This window comes from Ancylobacter novellus DSM 506 (genome assembly GCF_000092925.1).
GTDB lineage: Bacteria > Pseudomonadota > Alphaproteobacteria > Rhizobiales > Xanthobacteraceae > Ancylobacter > Ancylobacter novellus.
In genome coordinates, this window is sequence record NC_014217.1 from 1,707,895 (window position 1) to 1,726,722 (window position 18,828).

Annotated in this window: 22 protein-coding genes; 19 read left to right on the plus strand and 3 right to left on the minus strand. The window is 68.3% G+C overall.

Annotation, left to right across the window (positions count from 1 at the left end):
• The first annotated feature begins 180 nt into the window (after positions 1-180).
• The 4 genes from SNOV_RS08235 to SNOV_RS08250 all read left to right on the plus strand — a co-directional run bounded on the left by SNOV_RS08235 (position 181) and on the right by SNOV_RS08250 (position 3,645).
• The gene (locus SNOV_RS08235) at positions 181-1,293 is read left to right on the plus strand and encodes an enoyl-CoA hydratase/isomerase family protein (RefSeq protein ID WP_013166456.1); all 1,113 of its coding nucleotides are present in this window, start codon (positions 181-183) and stop codon (positions 1,291-1,293) included.
• A gap of 25 nt (positions 1,294-1,318) precedes the next feature.
• Positions 1,319-1,750: a DUF6163 family protein gene (locus SNOV_RS08240; protein ID WP_049785808.1), complete on the plus strand. Its 432-nt coding sequence runs from the start codon at positions 1,319-1,321 to the stop codon at positions 1,748-1,750.
• A 126-nt stretch (positions 1,751-1,876) separates the two neighbouring features.
• On the plus strand, positions 1,877-2,398 hold the full coding sequence (gene ldtR, locus SNOV_RS08245) for a transcriptional regulator LdtR (RefSeq protein WP_013166458.1): 522 nt from the start codon (positions 1,877-1,879) through the stop codon (positions 2,396-2,398).
• Positions 2,399-2,499: 101 nt separating this feature from the next.
• Positions 2,500-3,645 (plus strand): GGDEF domain-containing protein, encoded by a 1,146-nt coding sequence (locus SNOV_RS08250; RefSeq protein WP_013166459.1) that lies wholly within the window; start codon positions 2,500-2,502, stop codon positions 3,643-3,645.
• A 3-nt stretch (positions 3,646-3,648) separates the two neighbouring features.
• Here the strand turns inward: SNOV_RS08250 and SNOV_RS08255 are convergent, their stop codons facing one another.
• Complete coding sequence (locus SNOV_RS08255) at positions 3,649-4,677, minus strand: histone deacetylase family protein (protein ID WP_013166460.1); 1,029 nt, start codon at positions 4,675-4,677, stop codon at positions 3,649-3,651.
• 250 nt (positions 4,678-4,927) lie between these two features.
• On the opposite strand from SNOV_RS08255, the gene glyA reads away from it, so the two are divergent.
• From glyA to SNOV_RS08300, 9 genes are all read left to right on the plus strand, one after another.
• Positions 4,928-6,232 (plus strand): serine hydroxymethyltransferase, encoded by a 1,305-nt coding sequence (glyA, locus tag SNOV_RS08260; protein WP_013166461.1) that lies wholly within the window; start codon positions 4,928-4,930, stop codon positions 6,230-6,232.
• A gap of 21 nt (positions 6,233-6,253) precedes the next feature.
• On the plus strand, positions 6,254-6,772 hold the full coding sequence (gene nrdR / locus SNOV_RS08265; RefSeq protein ID WP_013166462.1) for a transcriptional regulator NrdR: 519 nt from the start codon (positions 6,254-6,256) through the stop codon (positions 6,770-6,772).
• A gap of 28 nt (positions 6,773-6,800) precedes the next feature.
• Positions 6,801-7,913, plus strand: a complete 1,113-nt coding sequence (gene ribD / locus SNOV_RS08270) for a bifunctional diaminohydroxyphosphoribosylaminopyrimidine deaminase/5-amino-6-(5-phosphoribosylamino)uracil reductase RibD (RefSeq protein ID WP_013166463.1) — start codon at positions 6,801-6,803, stop codon at positions 7,911-7,913.
• Positions 7,913-8,503 carry a riboflavin synthase gene (locus tag SNOV_RS08275; RefSeq protein WP_013166464.1) on the plus strand — a complete coding sequence of 197 codons (591 nt, stop codon included), beginning with the start codon at positions 7,913-7,915 and terminating at the stop codon, positions 8,501-8,503. Before ribD ends, SNOV_RS08275 begins: the two co-directional genes overlap by 1 nt.
• Before the next feature lie 44 nt (positions 8,504-8,547).
• Positions 8,548-9,042 carry a 6,7-dimethyl-8-ribityllumazine synthase gene (gene ribH / locus SNOV_RS08280; protein ID WP_013166465.1) on the plus strand — a complete coding sequence of 165 codons (495 nt, stop codon included), beginning with the start codon at positions 8,548-8,550 and terminating at the stop codon, positions 9,040-9,042.
• On the plus strand, positions 9,042-9,524 hold the full coding sequence (gene nusB / locus SNOV_RS08285) for a transcription antitermination factor NusB (protein ID WP_013166466.1): 483 nt from the start codon (positions 9,042-9,044) through the stop codon (positions 9,522-9,524). Before ribH ends, nusB begins: the two co-directional genes overlap by 1 nt.
• A gap of 9 nt (positions 9,525-9,533) precedes the next feature.
• Complete coding sequence (thiL, locus tag SNOV_RS08290; protein ID WP_013166467.1) at positions 9,534-10,529, plus strand: thiamine-phosphate kinase; 996 nt, start codon at positions 9,534-9,536, stop codon at positions 10,527-10,529.
• A 109-nt stretch (positions 10,530-10,638) separates the two neighbouring features.
• A complete protein-coding gene (locus SNOV_RS08295; protein WP_013166468.1) occupies positions 10,639-11,403 on the plus strand; it encodes an ABC transporter substrate-binding protein in 765 nt (254 codons plus the stop codon).
• A gap of 73 nt (positions 11,404-11,476) precedes the next feature.
• A complete protein-coding gene (locus SNOV_RS08300) occupies positions 11,477-12,718 on the plus strand; it encodes an NAD(P)/FAD-dependent oxidoreductase (RefSeq protein WP_013166469.1) in 1,242 nt (413 codons plus the stop codon).
• A gap of 49 nt (positions 12,719-12,767) precedes the next feature.
• Here the strand turns inward: SNOV_RS08300 and SNOV_RS08305 are convergent, their stop codons facing one another.
• On the minus strand, positions 12,768-13,304 hold the full coding sequence (locus tag SNOV_RS08305; RefSeq protein WP_013166470.1) for an outer membrane protein assembly factor BamE: 537 nt from the start codon (positions 13,302-13,304) through the stop codon (positions 12,768-12,770).
• Between the two features lie 243 nt (positions 13,305-13,547).
• Between SNOV_RS08305 and SNOV_RS08310 the strand changes: the two genes are divergently transcribed.
• The 6 genes from SNOV_RS08310 to SNOV_RS24385 all read left to right on the plus strand — a co-directional run bounded on the left by SNOV_RS08310 (position 13,548) and on the right by SNOV_RS24385 (position 18,048).
• Positions 13,548-14,114, plus strand: a complete 567-nt coding sequence (locus SNOV_RS08310) for a ubiquinol-cytochrome C chaperone family protein (protein ID WP_013166471.1) — start codon at positions 13,548-13,550, stop codon at positions 14,112-14,114.
• Entirely contained in the window at positions 14,111-14,662 is a 552-nt protein-coding gene (locus SNOV_RS08315) for a YceD family protein (protein WP_013166472.1), read from the plus strand. Before SNOV_RS08310 ends, SNOV_RS08315 begins: the two co-directional genes overlap by 4 nt.
• A 118-nt stretch (positions 14,663-14,780) precedes the next feature.
• On the plus strand, positions 14,781-15,857 hold the full coding sequence (gene plsX / locus SNOV_RS08320; protein WP_013166473.1) for a phosphate acyltransferase PlsX: 1,077 nt from the start codon (positions 14,781-14,783) through the stop codon (positions 15,855-15,857).
• Positions 15,854-16,825: a beta-ketoacyl-ACP synthase III gene (locus tag SNOV_RS08325; protein WP_013166474.1), complete on the plus strand. Its 972-nt coding sequence runs from the start codon at positions 15,854-15,856 to the stop codon at positions 16,823-16,825. The genes plsX and SNOV_RS08325 overlap by 4 nt, the downstream gene beginning before the upstream one ends.
• Before the next feature lie 93 nt (positions 16,826-16,918).
• Positions 16,919-17,224 carry an integration host factor subunit alpha gene (locus tag SNOV_RS08330; RefSeq protein ID WP_013166475.1) on the plus strand — a complete coding sequence of 102 codons (306 nt, stop codon included), beginning with the start codon at positions 16,919-16,921 and terminating at the stop codon, positions 17,222-17,224.
• 38 nt (positions 17,225-17,262) lie between these two features.
• Positions 17,263-18,048, plus strand: coding sequence for a MerR family transcriptional regulator (locus SNOV_RS24385; protein ID WP_013166476.1), 786 nt, complete (start codon positions 17,263-17,265; stop codon positions 18,046-18,048).
• 55 nt (positions 18,049-18,103) lie between these two features.
• Here the strand turns inward: SNOV_RS24385 and SNOV_RS08340 are convergent, their stop codons facing one another.
• Entirely contained in the window at positions 18,104-18,475 is a 372-nt protein-coding gene (locus SNOV_RS08340; RefSeq protein WP_041782106.1) for a septal ring lytic transglycosylase RlpA family protein, read from the minus strand.
• Between the last annotated feature and the right edge of the window lie 353 nt (positions 18,476-18,828).

Here is an 18,828-nt window from a genome sequence, read left to right on the forward strand (position 1 = left end):
CCTTCTGGCCGCTCGGTTTCTTGCGGCAGTTTCGAATGCTTATAGCTTCATATCGCTCGCCGCGCGACCCGGTCAGCCGGGGGATTGCGTATAAGCCCGCCAACGGGTCGCAGGGCATGTTGACGCGGGTGTCAACGCCTTGGCCGCAGGTACGGCTTTCCGTGGCCGCCCGAACCGCTTATGTGGCGGAGCACCGACGATCAGCCAGCCGGGGACAGTGTGAAGGAAAGCGGCATTCGAAACATCGGCATCCGGTTCGAGACTCGCGGCGCGCTCGGCCTGGTGACGCTCGACCGGCCGCGGGCGCTCAACGCGCTCGACCACGCCATGGTGCGGGCGATGCGGGCGCAGCTCGACGCCTGGATCGCCGACGACAGTGTTGCCCATGTCGTGCTGCGCTCGGCGCATGAGCGCGCCTTCTGCGTCGGCGGCGACGTCCGCGCCATGGCCACCCTCGGCCGGGAGGGGCGCAAGGAAGAGGCGCGCGACTACTGGCGCGACGAATACGCGCTCGACCACCTGATTTCCCGCTATCCCAAGCCGTTCGTCTCGCTGGTCGACGGCATGTGCTTCGGCGGCGGCTTCGGCCTGTCGGGGCACGGGCGCTTCCGCGTCGCGGGTGAGAACCTCGGCTTCGCCATGCCGGAGGTCGCCATCGGCCTGTTCCCGGATGTCGGCGCCACCCATGTGCTGCCGCGGCTCCCCGGCTGGAGCGGCACCTGGCTCGCCATGACCGGCGCGCGCATCGGCATGTCGGACGCCATGGCGCTCGGGCTCTACACCCACCACGTCCCGACCGCCCGCTGGCCGGAGCTGATCGAGGCTCTCTCCGCCGGCCGTGCGGTGACGCCGACGCTCGTCCGTCTCGCCGTTGCCCCACCGGCACCGGCCCTGGGCGCTCTCTACCCGCATATCGACCGCGTCTTCGCCGGGGGCTCGGTCGAGGCGATCATGATCGCGCTGGAGAAGGTTGGGGAGCAGGAGGGGGAAGCGGCGACCTTCGCCCGCGTGCAGCGCGAGACCATCCTGCGCGCCTCGCCGACCAGCGTTCACATCGCCTTCCAGCAGATGCAGCGCGGGCCGCACGCCGACCTCGCGGGCTGCCTGAAGCTGGAATTCCGCGTCGTCACCCGTCTCCTCGACCAGAACGACTTCTATGAGGGCGTGCGCGCGGTCCTCGTCGACAAGGACCAGAAGCCCGACTGGCGCCCGGCGCGGCTGGAAGAGGTCGATCCAGCGGCGGTCGCTGCCATGTTCGACGTACCGCTCCCCGACGAACTAGTGCTCGCCTGAGGTTTTTTGCGCTATGCACAGCGGCATGAGTTCGCCCTACGATCCCATCGACGCCACGCTCGGCCCGGCCGGCGCGCGGATGCCCCCCTGGCAGTGGCGTGTGCTGGTCTATCTGCGCGCGCTCGCCGGCTTCCTGATGGTGAAGACCGTCTATAGCTGGACGCTGATCTGCGGCGTGTGGGACGGCGACACCAGCCGTTTCGAGATGCTCTCGCTCGCCGCGCAGGCGGCCGTCATCTGGGCGGCGATCATGAACCCGGTGGCGGCGGTCGGGCTCTGGCTTGGCGCTTCCTGGGGCGTCGTGCTGTGGCTGGTCACTGCCATGGTGCAGATACTCATCAACGCCTCGGCCCCCGAAGGCGTCGGCCGGCTGCTGATCGTCGCGGCGATCGAGACGGTGCTGGTCGCGGTCTATGCCTTCCTCACCTACAAGGCGACGCGCGAGAGCGAGGAGTAACCTCTCGTTAACGCATCCCGGTGACGAAGGATTCAGCCTTCCGCTTAAACCGTTCTTAGCCGCCCCATCCCACACTCCGTCCCGACGAGAGGGAGCAAATCCCCGGCTTCGAGACAGGATGCGGCGATGCGAGCTGGACAGGCGGCCAACGTAATTCCGTTCGATGAGGGCGAGACCGGGCGGCGCGAGGAGATCCGCCCGCTTTACCGCGAGGCGGTGACCCTGGTGGAGCGGCTGCACCGGCGGCTGCTCGACGTGGTCAAGGACGAGTTCGACCGCCGCGGCCGCGACGACGTCAACGCCGTGCAGGCGCTCCTCCTGTTCAATATCGGCGAGAGCGAGCTGACCGCCGGCGAATTGCGCACGCGCGGGCACTATCTCGGCGCCAACGTCTCCTACAACCTCAAGAAGCTCGTCGAGATGGGCTATCTCGACCACCGGCGCTCGCGCATCGACCGACGCGCCGTGCGCATCAAGCTCACCGACAAGGGCGAGGAGGTGTGCGCCATCGTCGAGGCGCTGCACGCCAAGCACATCGCCACCATCGAGCAGATCGGCGGCATCGGCCCGCATGAGTTCCAGCAGCTCAACAAGGCGCTGAACCGGCTGGAGCGTTTCTGGACCGACCAGATCCTCTACCGGCTGTAGGGTCTTTCCCGATCCGGCGGCACCCGAGGGTTCGTCCGCGCGCGGCAATCTGATACAGCGGCATGAAGGCGAGGGCGCCTCGCCGCCGGTCAGGGCCGATCGTGACTCCGCTGCGCCTCTTCATCCTCTTGAACCCGGCCATCGGCATCGTCTTCGCGACGGTGTTCCTGCTGCTGTGGCTCAACCAGCGCAACCGGCTCCACATCCTGCTGATGTCGGGGGCGTCGGCCGCCTTTGCGCTCGGAGTCCTGGCCCAGATCCTCATCCCGGCCATGCCGAAGATCGGGCTCAACACCATGGTCTCGGCGGTGCTGTACCAGACGGCCCTGGGGCTGTTCGTCGAGGCGATGCTGACCCGCGTGGGCGTCGTCGGCAACCGCCGATGGATCCTCGCCATCTCGGCGGCCATCCTCGGCGGCATCGCCTATTTCTTCTATGTCCAGGAGAGCCTGAGCGCGCGCATCTATGTGCAGAACCTCGGCGCCGGCGCGATGCTCTGTTTCGCCGCGTTGCGCCTGCGGACCGCGCCGACGCCCAAGCCTATCGACCGCGTGCTGTTCTGGGTCGTGCTGCTCACCGGCCTGCATTTCCTGCCGCGCACCGTGCTCACCATGCTCGTCGACGTGCCGGCCGGCATGATCACGCCGGAGAATTTTCCCCGCTCGCTGTTCTATTCCATGCTCAGCTTTGCGCTGATCATCCTGGCGCTGCTGCTCTGCCTCACCTTCCTGCTGGCCGTCGCGCTCGACATCTTCGAGGATTTGCGCGGCGAGCGGAACCGGGATCACCTCACGCCGCTGCTCAACCGGCGCGGCTTCGAGGAGGAAGCGAACCGCCGGCTGGTGGCGCTGCACGGCGCGCCGGCGAGCCTGATCTTCTGCGACATCGACCACTTCAAGAAGATCAATGACGGGCACGGCCACGCCGCCGGCGACGCCGTCATCCGTGCAGTCGGCGAACTGATTGCCGGCGAATTGCGGCGCGAGGACTGCGCCGGGCGCATCGGCGGCGAGGAATTCGTCATCCTGCTCGCCCGCGGCGGGCTCGAGGACGCCCGCGCGCTGGCCGAGCGGCTGCGGACGCGCATCGGTGCGCTGGAGGTCGCGCCGCTGGCGGCCGGCGCGCTCGCCGCCAGCTTCGGCATCGCCGAGGCCGGCCCGGACGAGCCGCTCGACGAGGTGATGGAACGCGCCGACGAGAGGCTCTACCGCGCCAAGCGCGGCGGCCGGAACCAGGTGCAAGGGTGAAGGTCAACCCTGAAGGAAGCCTTCCAACGTATTGGCGACGTTGATTCCGATCGCCTCGACCGCATAGCCGCCTTCCATCACGAACAGCGTCGGCTTGGCGAGCTTGGCAATGCGCGCGCCGATTTTCAGGTAGTCGGGGCTGTCGAGCTTGAACTGCGAGATCGGGTCTTCCTTGTAGGTGTCGACGCCGAGCGAGACCACGACGACGTCCGGCGCATAGGCCTCGACGCGGGCGCAGGCGGCTTCCAGAGCCGCACTCCAGCCTCCGAAGTCCGTGCCCCAACGCAGCGGGAAATTGGCGTTGAAGCCTTCGCCCGCCCCGGCGCCGGTCTCGTCGGCATAGCCGAGGAAATAGGGAAATTCCTGCCGCGGGTCGCCGTGGATGTTGCAGACCAGCACGTCCGGGCGCTCATAGAAGATCGCCTGCGTGCCGTTGCCGTGGTGGTAGTCGACGTCGAGCACGGCGACGCGCGCCGCCCCGCGGTCGCGGAAGGACTGCGCCGCGACGGCGGCGTTGTTGACGAAGCAGTAGCCGCCCATTGTGGCCTGATGGGCGTGATGGCCGGGCGGACGGCAGAGCGCGAAAGCGGTCTTCTCGCCGCCGGCCACGAGGTCGACGCCGGTCAGCGCCGTATCCGCCGCCGCCTGCACCGCATCCCAGGTGCCGGCGACGATGCAGCAGCCGGCGTCGAAGGAGAAATGCGCGAACTTGCCGTCGACCGTTTCCGGCTCGATGTAGCGCATGCCCGGCGCGCGCCAGAAGCTCGGCAGGGCCGGGAAATCGCGCCCGTCTTCCGTCCATAGCTGCCAGGCGGTGGAGAGGAAGCGGATATAGTTCGCGTCATGCACCTTCAGAACGGGATCGAGGCCGTGCGCGGTCGGCTCGATCAGGGGTCCGAGATTGCGCTCGCCGATGGCTTTGAGGATCATCGCCACCCGCTCCGGCTTCTCGAAGGCGGGCACCACCCGGCCGTTCATGAGCTCGACATGGCCGGAATGGCCGAGATGGCGGTCCGTGTGGATGATCTTCATGGGAAGCGAGTCCGGATTCGCGGGAAGGGCGGGGCGAAGACTAGGCGAGGTGCTTGGAAACCGAAACCGCCTCGTGTCGCCCATCCGCCAGTGTCGCGCCTTTCGGCACAAGCTGCCGCGTCGATGCAAGGCACCCGTGCGGCAGGCGTGCTTTGAAACGGCCCGGGTGCTGTGCTAAGCGACCCGCCTTGATTTCGCGGTCGGCACGAGGTCGGCCGGAGGCATCGCCACCGCCCAGGGAGGCCGGTCTATGTCGTCCGAAGCTCACGCTTCTTCCAGCAACTCCACCAGTCGCTTCTTCTCGGCGAGCCTCAGCGATGTCGATCCCGAGCTCGCCGGCGCCATCGATGCCGAACTCGGCCGCCAGCGTGACGAGATCGAGCTGATCGCCTCGGAGAACATCGTCTCCCGCGCCGTGCTGGAAGCCCAGGGTTCGGTGCTGACGAACAAATATGCCGAGGGCTATCCGGGCCGTCGCTATTATGGCGGCTGCCAGTTCGTCGACGTGGCCGAACAGCTCGCCATCGACCGCGCCAAGAAGCTGTTCGGTGCCGGCTTTGCGAACGTCCAGCCCCATTCGGGCGCGCAGGCCAACACCGCCGTGTTCTTCGCGCTGATGCAGCCCGGCGATACCTTCCTCGGCCTCAACCTCGCCGCCGGCGGTCACCTGACCCACGGCGCGCCGGTGAGCCTGTCCGGCAAGTGGTTCAAGCCGGTGCCCTACAATGTGCGCCGCGACGACCAGCGCATCGATTATGAGGAAGTCGCCAAGCTCGCCGACGAGCACAAGCCGAAGGTGATCGTCGCCGGCGGCTCGGCCTATCCGCGCCACATCGACTTCGCGAAGATGCGCGCCATCGCCGATTCGGTCGGCGCCTATCTCATGGTCGACATGGCCCATTTCGCCGGCCTGGTGGCGGGCGGCGTGCACCCGAACCCGGTGCCGCATGCGCATGTCACCACCACCACCACGCACAAGACCCTGCGCGGCCCGCGCGGCGGCATGATCCTGACCGATGACGAGGATCTGGCGAAGAAGTTCAACTCCGCCGTCTTCCCCGGCATCCAGGGCGGCCCGCTGATGCACGTCATCGCCGCCAAGGCGGTCGCCTTCGGCGAGGCGCTGCAGCCGGACTTCAAGGTCTACGCCAAGAACGTGGTGGAGAACGCCAAGGCGCTGGCCGAGAACCTCAAGGGCCACGGCTTCGAGATCGTCTCCGGCGGCACCGACACGCATCTGATGCTGGTCGATCTGCGCCCGAAGAAGCTGACCGGCAAGGTGTCGGAGATCGCGCTCGGTCGCGCCCACATCACCACCAACAAGAACGGCATTCCCTTCGATCCGGAGAAGCCGTTCGTGACCTCGGGCATCCGCCTCGGCACGCCGGCCGGCACCACGCGCGGCTTCGGCGTCGCCGAGTTCCAGCAGGTGGGCGACATGATCGCCGAGGTGCTCGACGTGCTCTCGCAGAAGGGCACGGACGAGGACAGCCTTGTCGAGGCCGCGGTGCGTGAGAAGGTGAAGGGCCTGCTGGCCCGATTCCCGCTCTACTGAGGCCCCACCAAAGGAGCTCCCATGCGCTGTCCCTATTGCGGAAGCCTCGACACCCAGGTCAAGGATTCCCGTCCCACCGAGGACAGCGCTGCCATTCGCCGCCGCCGCATCTGTCCGGATTGCGGCGGCCGCTTCACAACCTTCGAGCGCGTGCAGCTGCGGGAATTGACCGTGCTCAAGCGCTCGGGCCGGCGCGTGCCGTTCGACCGCGACAAGCTCGCCCGTTCCATCGAGGTGGCGCTCAGGAAGCGCCCGGTCGACCCCGAGCGGGTCGAGCGCCTGGTCTCCGGTCTGGTGCGCCGGCTGGAGAGCATGGGCGAGAGCGAGATTTCCTCCGAGATGATCGGCGAGCGGGTGATGGAGAGCCTCAAGCAGCTCGACGACGTCGCCTATGTCCGCTTCGCCTCGGTCTACCGCAATTTCCGCGAGGCCAAGGATTTCGAGCAGCTGCTGGGCGAGCTGGATGCGCGGCCGGCGGGCGTCGATGACGACGAGCCAAAGACCGTCCGCCGCGTCGGCAGTGCCGAGGTCGAGGACTGATGCCGCGACGCTGCGGCTGCCTATGCCCATGACGAAGACCATTCACGATGAAGCCCTGATGGCGGCCGCGCTCAGCGTGGGGCGCCGCGAACTGGGGCACACCTGGCCGAACCCCGCCGTCGGCGCGCTTGTCGTGCGCGAGACCGGCGGCGCGCCGGTCGTCCTCGGCCGCGGCTGGACCTCCAAGGGCGGCCGTCCGCATGCCGAGCCGCAGGCGCTGGCCCAGGCCGGGGAGGGCGCGCGCGGCGCCACGCTCTACGTCACGCTGGAGCCCTGCTCGCATCACGGTCTGACGCCGCCCTGCGTCGACGCGGTGCGCGCTTCCGGCGTGGCGCGGGTCGTGGCGGCCATCGAGGACCCGGATTTCCGCGTCGCCGGGCGCGGCTTCTCGCTCCTGCGCGAGGCCGGCATCGATGTCGAGGTCGGCGTCGGCGCCCCTGAGGCGCGGCTCGCCCATGCCGGCCATATCCGCCGCGTCACCGAGGGGCGGCCGCATGTGATGCTTAAGCTCGCCGTCTCGGCCGACGGCAAAGTCGGGCTCGCCGGCCGCCGACCGGCGGCGATCACCGGGGAGGTGGCGCGGGGGCGTGTCCACCTGATGCGCTCGATCTACGACGCCGTACTCACCGGCATCGGCACCGTGCTGGCGGACGATCCGCTGCTGACCTGCCGCCTGCCCGGCATGGAGGACCGCTCGCCGCTGCGCATCGTGCTCGACGCCGATCTGCGCCTGCCGTCGACCAGCGCGCTCGCCCGCAGCCTCGGCACTGCGCCGCTCTGGATCATCGCCGCCGAGGATGCGCCGGTCGCTCCCGAGGAGATGCTCGTCGCCATGGGCGTCGAGGTGATGCGCGTGCGCCGTCGCCCCGATGGCGGGATCGACCTCAACGAGGCGCTGAAGCTGCTGGCGCTGCGCGGCATCACCCGCCTGATGGTGGAAGCGGGGCCTCGGGTCTCGACCGCCGTCCTGCGCGAGGGGCTGGTCGACGAGGCGAACATCTTCCTTGCGCCGGTGCAACTGGGGGAGGGCGCGCTCGACGCGCTGGAGGGATTGCCGCTCTCCGCCCTCGATGACTATCTGAGTGACGCAGAACTGGAATGGCACGGCGAGGACCGCCTGCGCATCATGAGGCGCCGCTAATGTTCACCGGCATTGTCACCGATATCGGCACGCTCCGCAGGGTCGAGCCGCGCAACGACGTGCGGCGGCTCACCATCGCCAGCCGCTACGACACCGCGACCATCGAGCTCGGCGCCTCGATCGCCTGCTCGGGTGTGTGCCTCACCGTGGTGGCGCTGCAGCCCGACGCCTTCGAGGTCGAGGCGGCGCCGGAGACGCTGGCGGTGACGACGGCCCGCGACTGGACCGAGGGCCGCCGGCTCAATCTCGAACGGGCGCTGAAGATCGGCGACGAGCTCGGCGGCCATGTCGTGCAGGGCCATGTCGACGGCGTCGCCACCGTCATCGCCCGCGAGGACATCGGCGAGACCACGCGCTTCGTCTTCGACGCGCCGGAAGCGCTCGCCCCCTTCATCGCGGTGAAGGGCTCGGTGACGCTCGACGGCACCTCGCTGACCGTCAACGAGGTCGACGGCACCCGCTTCTCCTGCCTGCTCATCCCGCACACCCTCGCCCACACCACATGGGGCGATGTGCATGCCGGCGACCATGTCAATATCGAAGTCGACATGATGGCCCGCTATGCTGCACGCCTTGCAGAGTTCCGCTGACGGAGCTACGTCGTCGGCCCGATCAGTTTCATGAGGTTTCCCCAATGGCGAGCCCCCGCCCGCCGCGCGCATCCGAGACGCACGCGACGCCGCTCAACGGCGCCCGCGTTCTCATCGTCGAGGCGCGCTTCTATGACGACATCGCCGACGAGCTGCTGAACGGCGCTACCGCCGCCATCGCCGCCTCCGGCGCCAGCGCCGAGGTGATCTCCATGCCCGGCGCACTGGAGATCCCGACCGCCGCCGCCATCGCCCTCGATGCCGCCGCTGCGGCCGGCGCGCCCTATGACGCGGTAGTGGCGCTCGGCTGCGTGGTGCGCGGCGAGACCTATCATTTCGAGATCGTCGCCGGGGAATCCTCGCGCGCGCTGATGGACCTCGCCGTCGCCCGCAAGATTCCGCTCGGCAACGGCATCCTTACGGTGGAGACCGACGAGCAGGCCTGGGTGCGCGCCCGCGTCTCCGAGGGCAACAAGGGCGGCGACGCGGCCGAGGCGGCACTCGCCCTGCTGCGCCTCAAGCGCCGGGTGGAAGCATGATGACCACAGGTTCCAAACCTGCCAACCACAAGCCGCTGCGCAAGAGCGCGGCGCGGCTCAACGCCGTGCAGGCGCTCTACCAGATGGATGTGGCGGCGACCCCGCTCGCCGACATTCTCGCCCAGTTCGAGAGCCACTGGATCGGCCACGAGATCGAAGGCGACGAGATCGCCAGCGCCGACGTGAACCTGTTCCGCGACATCGTCGGCGGCGTGGTGCGCGAGCAGCTCTCCATCGACCCGGTGCTCGACGCGGCGCTGGTGAAGGGCTGGCCGCTCAAGCGCATCGAGGCGGTGCTGCGCGCCGTGCTGCGCGCCGGCGCCTATGAACTTTCCGAGCGCCCGGACGTTCCCGCCCGTGTGGTGGTGGCGGAATATGTCAACGTGGCCGCCGCCTTCCTCGACCGCGAGGAGACCGGCATGGTCAACGCGGTGCTCGACGGGCTGGCGCGCGACAAGCGGCCGGCCGAGTTCACCGGCTAGGAGAGGACGATGAGCGCGGGCGGCTCCGGCGAGGATAAGCTGATCGCCCGGCTGTTCGCGCCGATCGCCACCCATCCCGGCGCGCTGGGGCTGAAGGACGACGCGGCGGTGATCGCCCCGCCGCCCGGCTACGATCTCGTGCTCACCAAGGATGCGCTCGTCGCCGGCGAGCACTTCTTCGCCGACGACCCACCGGAATCCATCGCCCGCAAGGCGATGCGGGTGAACCTCTCGGACCTTGCCGCCAAGGGCGCCGATCCGCTCGGCGTGCTGCTCGCCTTCGCCATTCCCGCCGATATGACGCCGGAGGCGCTCGACGCCTTCGCCCGTGGCATAGGCGGGGATGCGCGGCTCTACGGCGCGCCATTGCTTGGCGGCGACACGGTGAAGACGCCGGGGCCGTTCACCGTCTCCATCACGGCGCTCGGCACCGTGCCGGCCGGCCAGATGGTGCGCCGGGCGAGCGCGCGGCCGGGCCAAGCGATCATCGTCACCGGCACCATCGGCGACGGTGCGCTCGGCCTTGAACTGCGGCTCAACCCGGAGCGACCCGGCTTCAAGGCGCTGGACGCCAAGGCTGCCGACTATCTGAAGGACCGCTATCTGCACCCGCGGCCCCGCGTGGCTGTCGCCCGAGCCCTGCGCGGGCGGGCGAGCGCGGCGATGGACGTCTCCGACGGGCTCGTCGGCGATCTCGCCAAGATGCTGGCCGCCTCGGGGATAGCCGGCGAGATCGAGGCCGCCCGCGTCCCGCTCAGCCCGGCCGCACGCGTGGCGATCGAGTCGGAGCCGGCGCTCCTGGAGACCACGCTCACTGGCGGTGACGACTACGAGATTCTCGCCGTCATGCCCGACCACGAGCTCGACGCGTTCAACAATCTCGCCACCGCCGCCGGCATCGGCGTCGCCGTCATCGGCCGCACCCATGAAGGGCGGGGGCTCGCCGTGCACGCGCATGATGGCGGGCAGATGAGCTTCGCCCGGCCAAGCTTCAGCCATTTCTGAACAGCCCCCACCAAAGGCTAGGTATTCCCCGATTGCCTGCGCCTCGCGGCGGACCTAGCTTGCCGCTACGGCGCCGAGCATGCGGCGCCTCGTATCGGGAACAGCCAAGATGAAAATCACCAGGATTCTGCTCGCGGCCGCGGCTCTCGCCATCGGCGCCGGCGCCGCGCATGCCGAGATCAAGAAGGTGCGCATTGGCACCGAGGGCGCCTATCCGCCCTTCAACTCGGTCGACACCACCGGCCAGTTGGTCGGCTTCGACATCGATATCGCCAAGGCGCTCTGCGAGAAGATGAAGGTCGAATGCACCTTCGTGGCGCAGGATTGGGACGGCATCATCCCGGCGCTGCTGGCCAAGAAGTACGACGCCATCGTCGCCTCCATGTCGATCACCGACGAGCGCAAGAAGCAGGTGGATTTCACCATCCCCTACTACCTGACGCCCGGCAACTTCATGGCGCCGAAGGACACCAAGATCACCGACATCACGCCCGCGGGCCTGAAGGGCAAGGTGATCGGCGCCCAGTCGTCCACCACCAGCGCCTCCTACCTCGAAGACAAGTACAAGGGGAGCGAGGCCAAGCTCTACCCGACCCAGGACGAGGCCAACGCCGACCTCGCCGCTGGCCGCCTCGACGCCGTGCTGGTCGACAAGTTCGTGGGCTATGAGTGGCTGGAGAAGACCGACGCCGGCAAGTGCTGCAAGTTCGTCGGCCCGGACCTCGCGGACGTGAACCCTGACGGCACCGGCATCGCCGTGCGCAAGGAGGACACTGAGCTGCGCGAGATGCTGAACAAGGCGATCAAGGAGATCCAGGCGGACGGGACCTACAAGAAGATCAACGCCAAGTACTTCCCGTTCCCCATCGACTGAACGACGAAGCAGCGGCGGGCATCATCGCCCGCCGCTCCCTCCCTCAGCCCCAGCCCGCGAAAAAGACCATCCCATGAAGACCGACACGATCGTGCTCGGCGCCGGCATCGTCGGCACGTCGATCGCCCTCCATCTCGCCCAGCGCGGCCGCTCGGTCGCGCTCGTCGACCGGCGCGGGCCGGGCGAGGAGACCTCCTACGGCAATGCCGGGCTGGTGGAGCGAGCCTCGATCTATCCGGTCGCCTTTCCGCGCAAGATTTCCGCGCTGATCGATGTGGCGCTGGGCCGCAATCCGGGCGCGAGCTACCACTGGAACGCCCTGCCGGGCCTGGTGCCGTGGATGTTCGCCTATTGGCGCGCCTCGGCACCGGCTCGCATCCTCGACTATGCCAGCGCCATCGAGACGCTGCTCTCGCGCAGCCTCTACGAGCATGAGCGGCTCGCGCAGGTGAGCGACGCGCAGCACTTCTTCCGCGAGGGCGGCTGGCTCAAGCTCTACCGGACCGCGGCCGGGCTCGACAATGAGCGCAGCGAGTTCCCGCTTGCCCGCCACTACGGCCTCACCGCACGCGAAATCCCCGTCGACGAGGCGCTGGAGCTGGAGCCGTTCCTGCGCCCGGTGTTCACCGGCGCGGTGCTGTGGTCCGATCCGCATTCGGTCTCCAGCCCCGGCGGGGTGACGCAGGCCTACGCTGCCCATTTCGCCGGCCTCGGCGGGCGCGTCCTCAAGGGCGACGCGCGTACGCTCACAAAGCTCGGCTCCGGCTGGCTGGTGACGACGGAGGAGGGCACCGTCGAGGCCCCCGAGGTGGTCGTGGCGCTCGGGCCGTGGGCGATGGACCTGCTGCGCCCCTTCGGCGTGAAGCTGCCGCTGCAGGTCAAGCGCGGCTACCACATGCACTACCAAGCCGAGGGCAATGCGGGACTGTCGCGCCCGGTGCTGGACGAGGAGGGCGGCTATGTCATCACGCCGATGGTCGGTGGCATCCGCCTGACCACGGGCGTCGAATTCGCGCGCCGCGACGCGCCGAAGTCGCCGGTGCAGCTCGATAAGACGGAAGTGCTGGCGCGAGAGCTTTTTCCGCTCGGTGCGCGGGCCGAGGCCGAGCCGTGGATGGGTTCGCGCCCGGCCTTCCCCGACATGCTGCCGGCCATCGGCCCGGCGCCGGGGCAGAAGGGCATGTGGCTCGCCATCGGCCACCAGCATCTCGGCTTCACCCTCGGCCCGGTCACCGGGCGGCTGCTGGCGGAGATGATGAGCGACGAGGAGCCCTGCGCCGATCCGGCGCCGTTTTCGCCGGATCGGTTCGGCTGAGACGATCGTCATCCCCGGGCTTGGCCCGGGGAGTGGCGCGCGGCCCGTCTTACATCCCCGGCCGGAAGTTGGTGGCGTTGAAGATCTGGCCGATGAGCGAGACTTCCTGTCCGCCGGTCGGCGTCGAGCGGCTGACGAAGTCGAAGATCTTGCCGTCCTTCAGGCCATAATCGGCGATGCGGGTGACGCGCTTGTCCTTGGGGTCGAAATAGACCGCGATGACCCGCTGGTCGATGATCTCCGGCCGCAGGAACATGACCTTCTTGGTCTTCTGCGAGATGTAATAGAACACCTCGCCGTCCACGGTCGCGATCGTCGAGGGCGTCCCCAGCACCAGCAGCACCTGTTCCTGGCTGGAACCGATGGGAATCTGGTCGAGCGAGCCCGGCGAGATCACATAGCCGCGCTGCTGCTCGGAGACGAAGCTCGTGGGCTGCCGCGCCAGGCCCATGCTCGCCGTCGCCATCGGCATGTCGCCCGAGCAGGCGGAAAGGCCGACCGCCGCCACTCCTGCGGCCATAAGCGCGGGCAGGGCGGCGCGGCGGGCGCGGGGCGTTCCCTTTAGCGTCACGCGGATCGGTGCCATCCCCTAAAACTCCAAACTCTTTCTTCGGCCGGTCGGCCCTTGCGGGCGCGACGTGGCGCGCGACATGGCAGAAAGCACAGGGCAGGGAGAGAGGCAACCTTGCGGCCGCCCTGCGGTTGCTCCGCCGGTCCTGCCGGATCGGCGCGACCCGTGGGGTTGCCACCGCCGTCAGCCCGCGCTACCCCGCCAATGCCGGGCGTCGCCGAGGCGGCGCGGCAGCGGCCACGAAGGCAGGAGCCGTCCATGATTCTGCGCTTTTTCCGTCGGAACGACGGAAACGAGACCATTCAGCGGCTCTATGGCGCGATCGTGGCGCGATCGCGTGATCCGGCATTCTATACGGATTACAACGTGCCCGACAGCATCGAGGGTCGGTTCGAGATGATCCTCGCCCATGCCTTCCTGCTGTTTCATCGGCTGAAGAGCGAGGACGAGGATCGCCGCGCGCTCGGCCAGCGGGTGTTCGACGCCTTCTGCACCGATATGGACGCCAATCTGCGCGAGATGGGCGTGGGCGACCTCACCGTGCCCAAGAAGATGAAGAAGGTGGCGAAAGCCTTCTATGGCCGCATCGGCGCCTATGAGCCGCCGGTGGATGCGGGCGACGCCGGTGCCCTCGCCGACGCGGTGCTGCGCAACGTCTACGCCTCGAAGGAGGAGGCGGCGCTTCAAGCGCGGGCGCTGGCGACCTATATGATGGAGGCGGCCGGCGCGCTGAAGGATGTGCCCTTCGCGACCTTTGCGGGTGGCGCGTTCCCGCTGCCGTCGCCGGCCGGCGCCACCTCGAATTCAACGGAGACCATGCCATGACGGATGCTTCCCCGGACACCTCGCCCCTGTCCCAGCCCATCCTCGTGGCGAGCCTTCCGGACGACGGGCTGACCGTGAAGATCGCGCCCGACGCGCAGGTGCGGGCGGCGCTTGCGGAAGATTTCGGCATTCCCGGCATTCCCGCGCTCACCGCGCAGGTGACGCTGGTGCCGGGCCGAAAGGGCTCCGTGCATGTCACCGGCCATATCGATGCCGTGGTGACGCAAACCTGCGTGGTGACGCTGGAGGATTTCGACGCGCCGGTGTCGGAGGACATCGACCTCACCTTCGCCCCGGAGGACCAGCTGCCGGAGGTTCGCCCCGGCGCCGAGATCGACGTCACCGAGCTCGACATCCCCGATCCGCTGGTCGACGGGACCGTCGATGTCGGCGCCGTGGTGGCGGAGTTCCTCGCGCTGGGTCTCGATCCCTATCCCCGCAAGCCGGGTGCCGCGTTCAAGGGGCCAGACGAGCCGGGCCCGGAGCAGGCCTCGCCCTTCGCCGCCCTGTCGCGGCTGCGCGGAGGGGGTGGAGAGGGCGCGAAATAGCCGCGCTCGCCTGCTAATATGCAGGACGCTATTGTCATGACCGCTCATCTGGGGCATGCCGTCTGCGCCGCCGCGGCATCCTCGTCGCAGTACCCACGTCCGTGAGACCCGCCGCTCAATGTCCTCGACCGTCCGAATAGCGCTCGACGTCATGGGCGGTGATCACGGCCCGGACGTCGTCCTGCCGGGCGCGGAGATCGCGCTGACGCGGCACCCGGACATCACCTATCTCCTTTTCGGCGACGCCAAGCGGATCAACGAGATCCTCGCGCGCCACCCGCGCCTCGCCGCCACCAGCCGGGTGGTGCACACCGATGTGGTCGTGCAGATGGACGACAAGCCGAGCCAGGCGCTGCGGCGCGGCCGGCGCGTCTCCTCCATGTGGAAGGCGATCGACGCGGTGCATGTCGGCGAGGCCGACTGCGCCGTCTCCGCCGGAAATACCGGCGCGCTGATGGCCATGGCCAAGGTGAACCTCAAGACCATGGCGGGCATCAGCCGCCCGGCTATCGCCTGCCTTTGGCCGACCGCCAAGGGCGAGAGCGTGGTGCTCGACGTCGGCGCTTCCATCGGCGCCACCGCGCAGCATCTGGTCGATATGGCGGTGATGGGCGCGGCCATGGCGCGCATCGTCTTCGACATCGAGCGCCCGACCGTCGGCCTGCTCAATATCGGCGTCGAAGAGATCAAGGGCGTCGAGGAGGTCAAGGAAGCCGCCGCCGCCCTGCGCGAGGCGGAGCATGCCGGGCTCGCCTACAAAGGCTTCGTCGAGGGCGACGACATCGGCCGCGGCACTGTCGATGTGGTGGTGACCGAGGGCTTCTCCGGCAACATCGCGCTCAAGACCGCCGAGGGCACGGCCAAGCAGGTGGCGGACTATCTGCGCGGCGCCATCAACCGAAGCTGGATGGCGAAGCTCGGCTATCTGCTCGCCCGCGGCGCCTTCCACGCGTTGCGCGAGAAGCTCGACCCGCGCAAGTCCAATGGCGGCGTGTTCCTCGGCCTCAACGGCGTCGTCATCAAGAGCCATGGCGGCACCGATGCCGAAGGCTTCGCCTCGGCGGTCGACATCGGCTACGACATGGTCCGCTACAGGCTGCTGTCCCGCATCGAGGCGGGCATGAATGATCGTCCGCAGGTCGGCGCCAGCGCCGCCGCGGATGCGGTTTCCGACGAGTTGCAGGTTTCATCGTGAGTGCTATCCGTTCCGTGGTGCGCGGCGTCGGCGCCTATCTGCCCGCGCGCATGCTGACCAATGCCGACCTCGCCTTGATGGTCGATACTTCCGACGAATGGATCGTCCAGCGCACCGGCATCCGCACGCGCCACATCGCCGCCGACAACGAGGTCACTTCCGATCTCGCGCTGGCGGCGGCCCGCGCGGCATTGGCCGATGCCGGGCTCGAGCCTGGTGACATCGACCTCATCGTGCTGGCCACCTCGACGCCGGACAACACCTTCCCGGCGACGGCGGTGAGCGTGCAGGCCGGCCTCGGCATCACCCATGGCGCCGCCTTCGACCTGCAGGCGGTGTGCTCGGGTTTCGTCTTCGCGCTGGCGACCGCCGACAACTTCCTGAAGTCCGGCGCCTACAAGCGCTGCCTCGTCATCGGCGCCGAGACCTTCTCGCGCATCCTCGACTGGTCGGACCGCACCACCTGCGTGCTGTTCGGTGACGGCGCCGGCGCGATGGTGCTGGAGGCGGCGACGGACGGCGCCGACGGGCGCGGCGTGCTCACCACCCATCTGCGCTCGGACGGTCGGCACAAGAACAAGCTCTATGTCGACGGCGGCGTCTCCTCGACCCGCAGCGTCGGTTTCCTGCGCATGGAAGGCCGGGAAGTGTTCCGCCATGCGGTCGGCATGATCACCGACGTGATCACGGACGCCTTCGACGCCACCGGCGAGAGCGCGCAGACGATCGACTGGTTCGTGCCGCACCAGGCCAACCGCCGCATCATCGACGCCAGTGCCGTCAAGCTCGGAATCGCGCCCGAGAAGGTGGTCATCACCGTCGACCAGCATGGCAACACGTCGGCCGCCTCCATCCCGCTGGCGCTGGCGGCAGCCCATGCCGACGGACGCATAAAGAAGGGCGATCTGGTGCTTCTGGAGGCCATGGGCGGCGGCTTCACCTGGGGATCGGCACTGATCCGCTGGTAATGCACGCATCGCGCGCGACGAGCCGTTGACCGGCGGCAGCGACGGCGCCTAGTTTGACGTGGGGAAATAGGCGGACGGAACGGGGAGACGGCAATGTCGGGTCGCACCATAACGCGCGCCGATCTGTGCGAAGCGGTTTATCAGCGCGTCGGTCTGTCGCGCACCGAATCGGCGGCTCTCGTCGAAACGGTGCTGTCGGAGATCGCTGACTGCGTCGCCCGGGGCGAGACGGTAAAGCTGTCCTCCTTCGGCTCCTTCGTGGTGCGCCAGAAGGGCGAGCGCATCGGCCGCAATCCGAAGACCGGCGAAGAGGTGCCGATCGCGCCGCGCCGGGTCATGGTGTTCAAGCCGTCGAACATCCTCAAGCAGCAAATCAACGGCGAAACGCCCGAAGCCTGAGCGAACACCGAGCGTAGCGGAATCTGGAGCAGCCGAGCGTGGAGAAAGGCCCCGACGCCTTCCGCACGATCAGCGAGGTCGCCGATGATCTCGACCTGCCGCAGCATGTGCTGCGGTTCTGGGAGACGCGGTTCCCGCAGATCCGTCCGCTGAAGCGCGGCGGCGGCAGGCGCTATTATCGCCCCGACGACGTCGAGCTGCTGCGCGGCATCCGCCATCTGCTCTACGGGGAGGGCTACACCATCCGCGGCGTGCAGCGCATCCTCAAGGAGGAGGGCCCGCGCTACGTCCAGGCGATCTGGCGCGACGCCGAGGCGGACGCCCGCGAGGCCGAGCAGATCGAGGCCGGGGAGGCCCTGCGCCATGAGCCGGCAGATGCCGGTCAGCGGGGAGCGTTTAGCGGCATACTGAATCTGCTGCCGAACCGTCCGCGCGAGGCTGAGGAGCCGCAAGCCCGGCGCGCGCGTCGGCGGCCGGACGACGAGGCGGACTATCTCGAGCTGCCGCTGCCTGACGTGGAGCCGCAGGAAAACCCGGTGCGGCAGGAGCCGCGGCCGGAGCCTCCGCAACACGAGCCGCGCGAAGGGAGGCAGGGCTTTCCGTTCCGCGCCGTGGCGCCGGAGCCGGTGGAAGACGACCGTACGGATGCGGCCGATTACGTCCCCGAGCGCGCGCGCCCGGCGATGCCGTTCCGTCCGGTGGATGATGGTCTGCCGGAAAGCCCGGCGCTCAGCGGTGACGACCGCCATCGGCTGCAGGCGGCGCTGCAGGAGCTGCAGGACTGCCAGCGCATCCTCGATGCGGCGCGCGACCGGGAAGACTGAGCGCGCTTCCCGGTCCACGCATTTCGGCGGATGGCGTGTCGGCGCGTGAGGCGCCTCAGTCGACCACCGCGATCTCGACCCTGGCGACGCCGCGCTTGCGGAAACCGAGCTGGTCCGCTGCGGCGGTCGACACGTCGATGATCCTGCCCCTGATGAAAGGCCCGCGATCGTTGATCCGCACCACCACCGAGCGGCCATTGGCCTTGTTGGTGACGCGAACCCGCGTGTTGAAGGGCAGATTGCGATGCGCGGCGGTCATCGCCTGCCCGGTGTGCCGCTCGCCATTGGCGGTGCGGCCGCTATAGCCGTAATACGACGCCATGCCGGTCGTCGCGTAATTGCTTTTCTTTGTGTCAGCGAAAGCAGCATTGCCGCCGGTGATAAAGATAATCCCCGCCGCGAGTGCCGCGCCGGTGACCTTTCCCACTCCCCAAGCCGTCAATACCTTCGTCCTTCTCCTGTTGCATCGCGCGTTCGTGATGGAAAGGAATTGGGGCGAGGTCATCACGACAATGTGGCTATAAGTTGAACCGGCGGACGGTCTCGTGGCATGCAGGATAAGAAATATCGCCAGCATAGATGACCTAATCTTGCCTTGCCGTCCAAGTTGATCCGCACGATTTCATCTTGCGCGTCCGACCTCTAGCCAGCGCCTTAAAGGTTTGATTTTCCACGCATTGGACATCTCTGCGAGAGGTAATTCGGATTGCTGTCGAGCGCTTCGGCCGTATGGCCTACGTCAAAAGCCGAGATGGATTTCGCCCCGTCGCCGGTGCTATG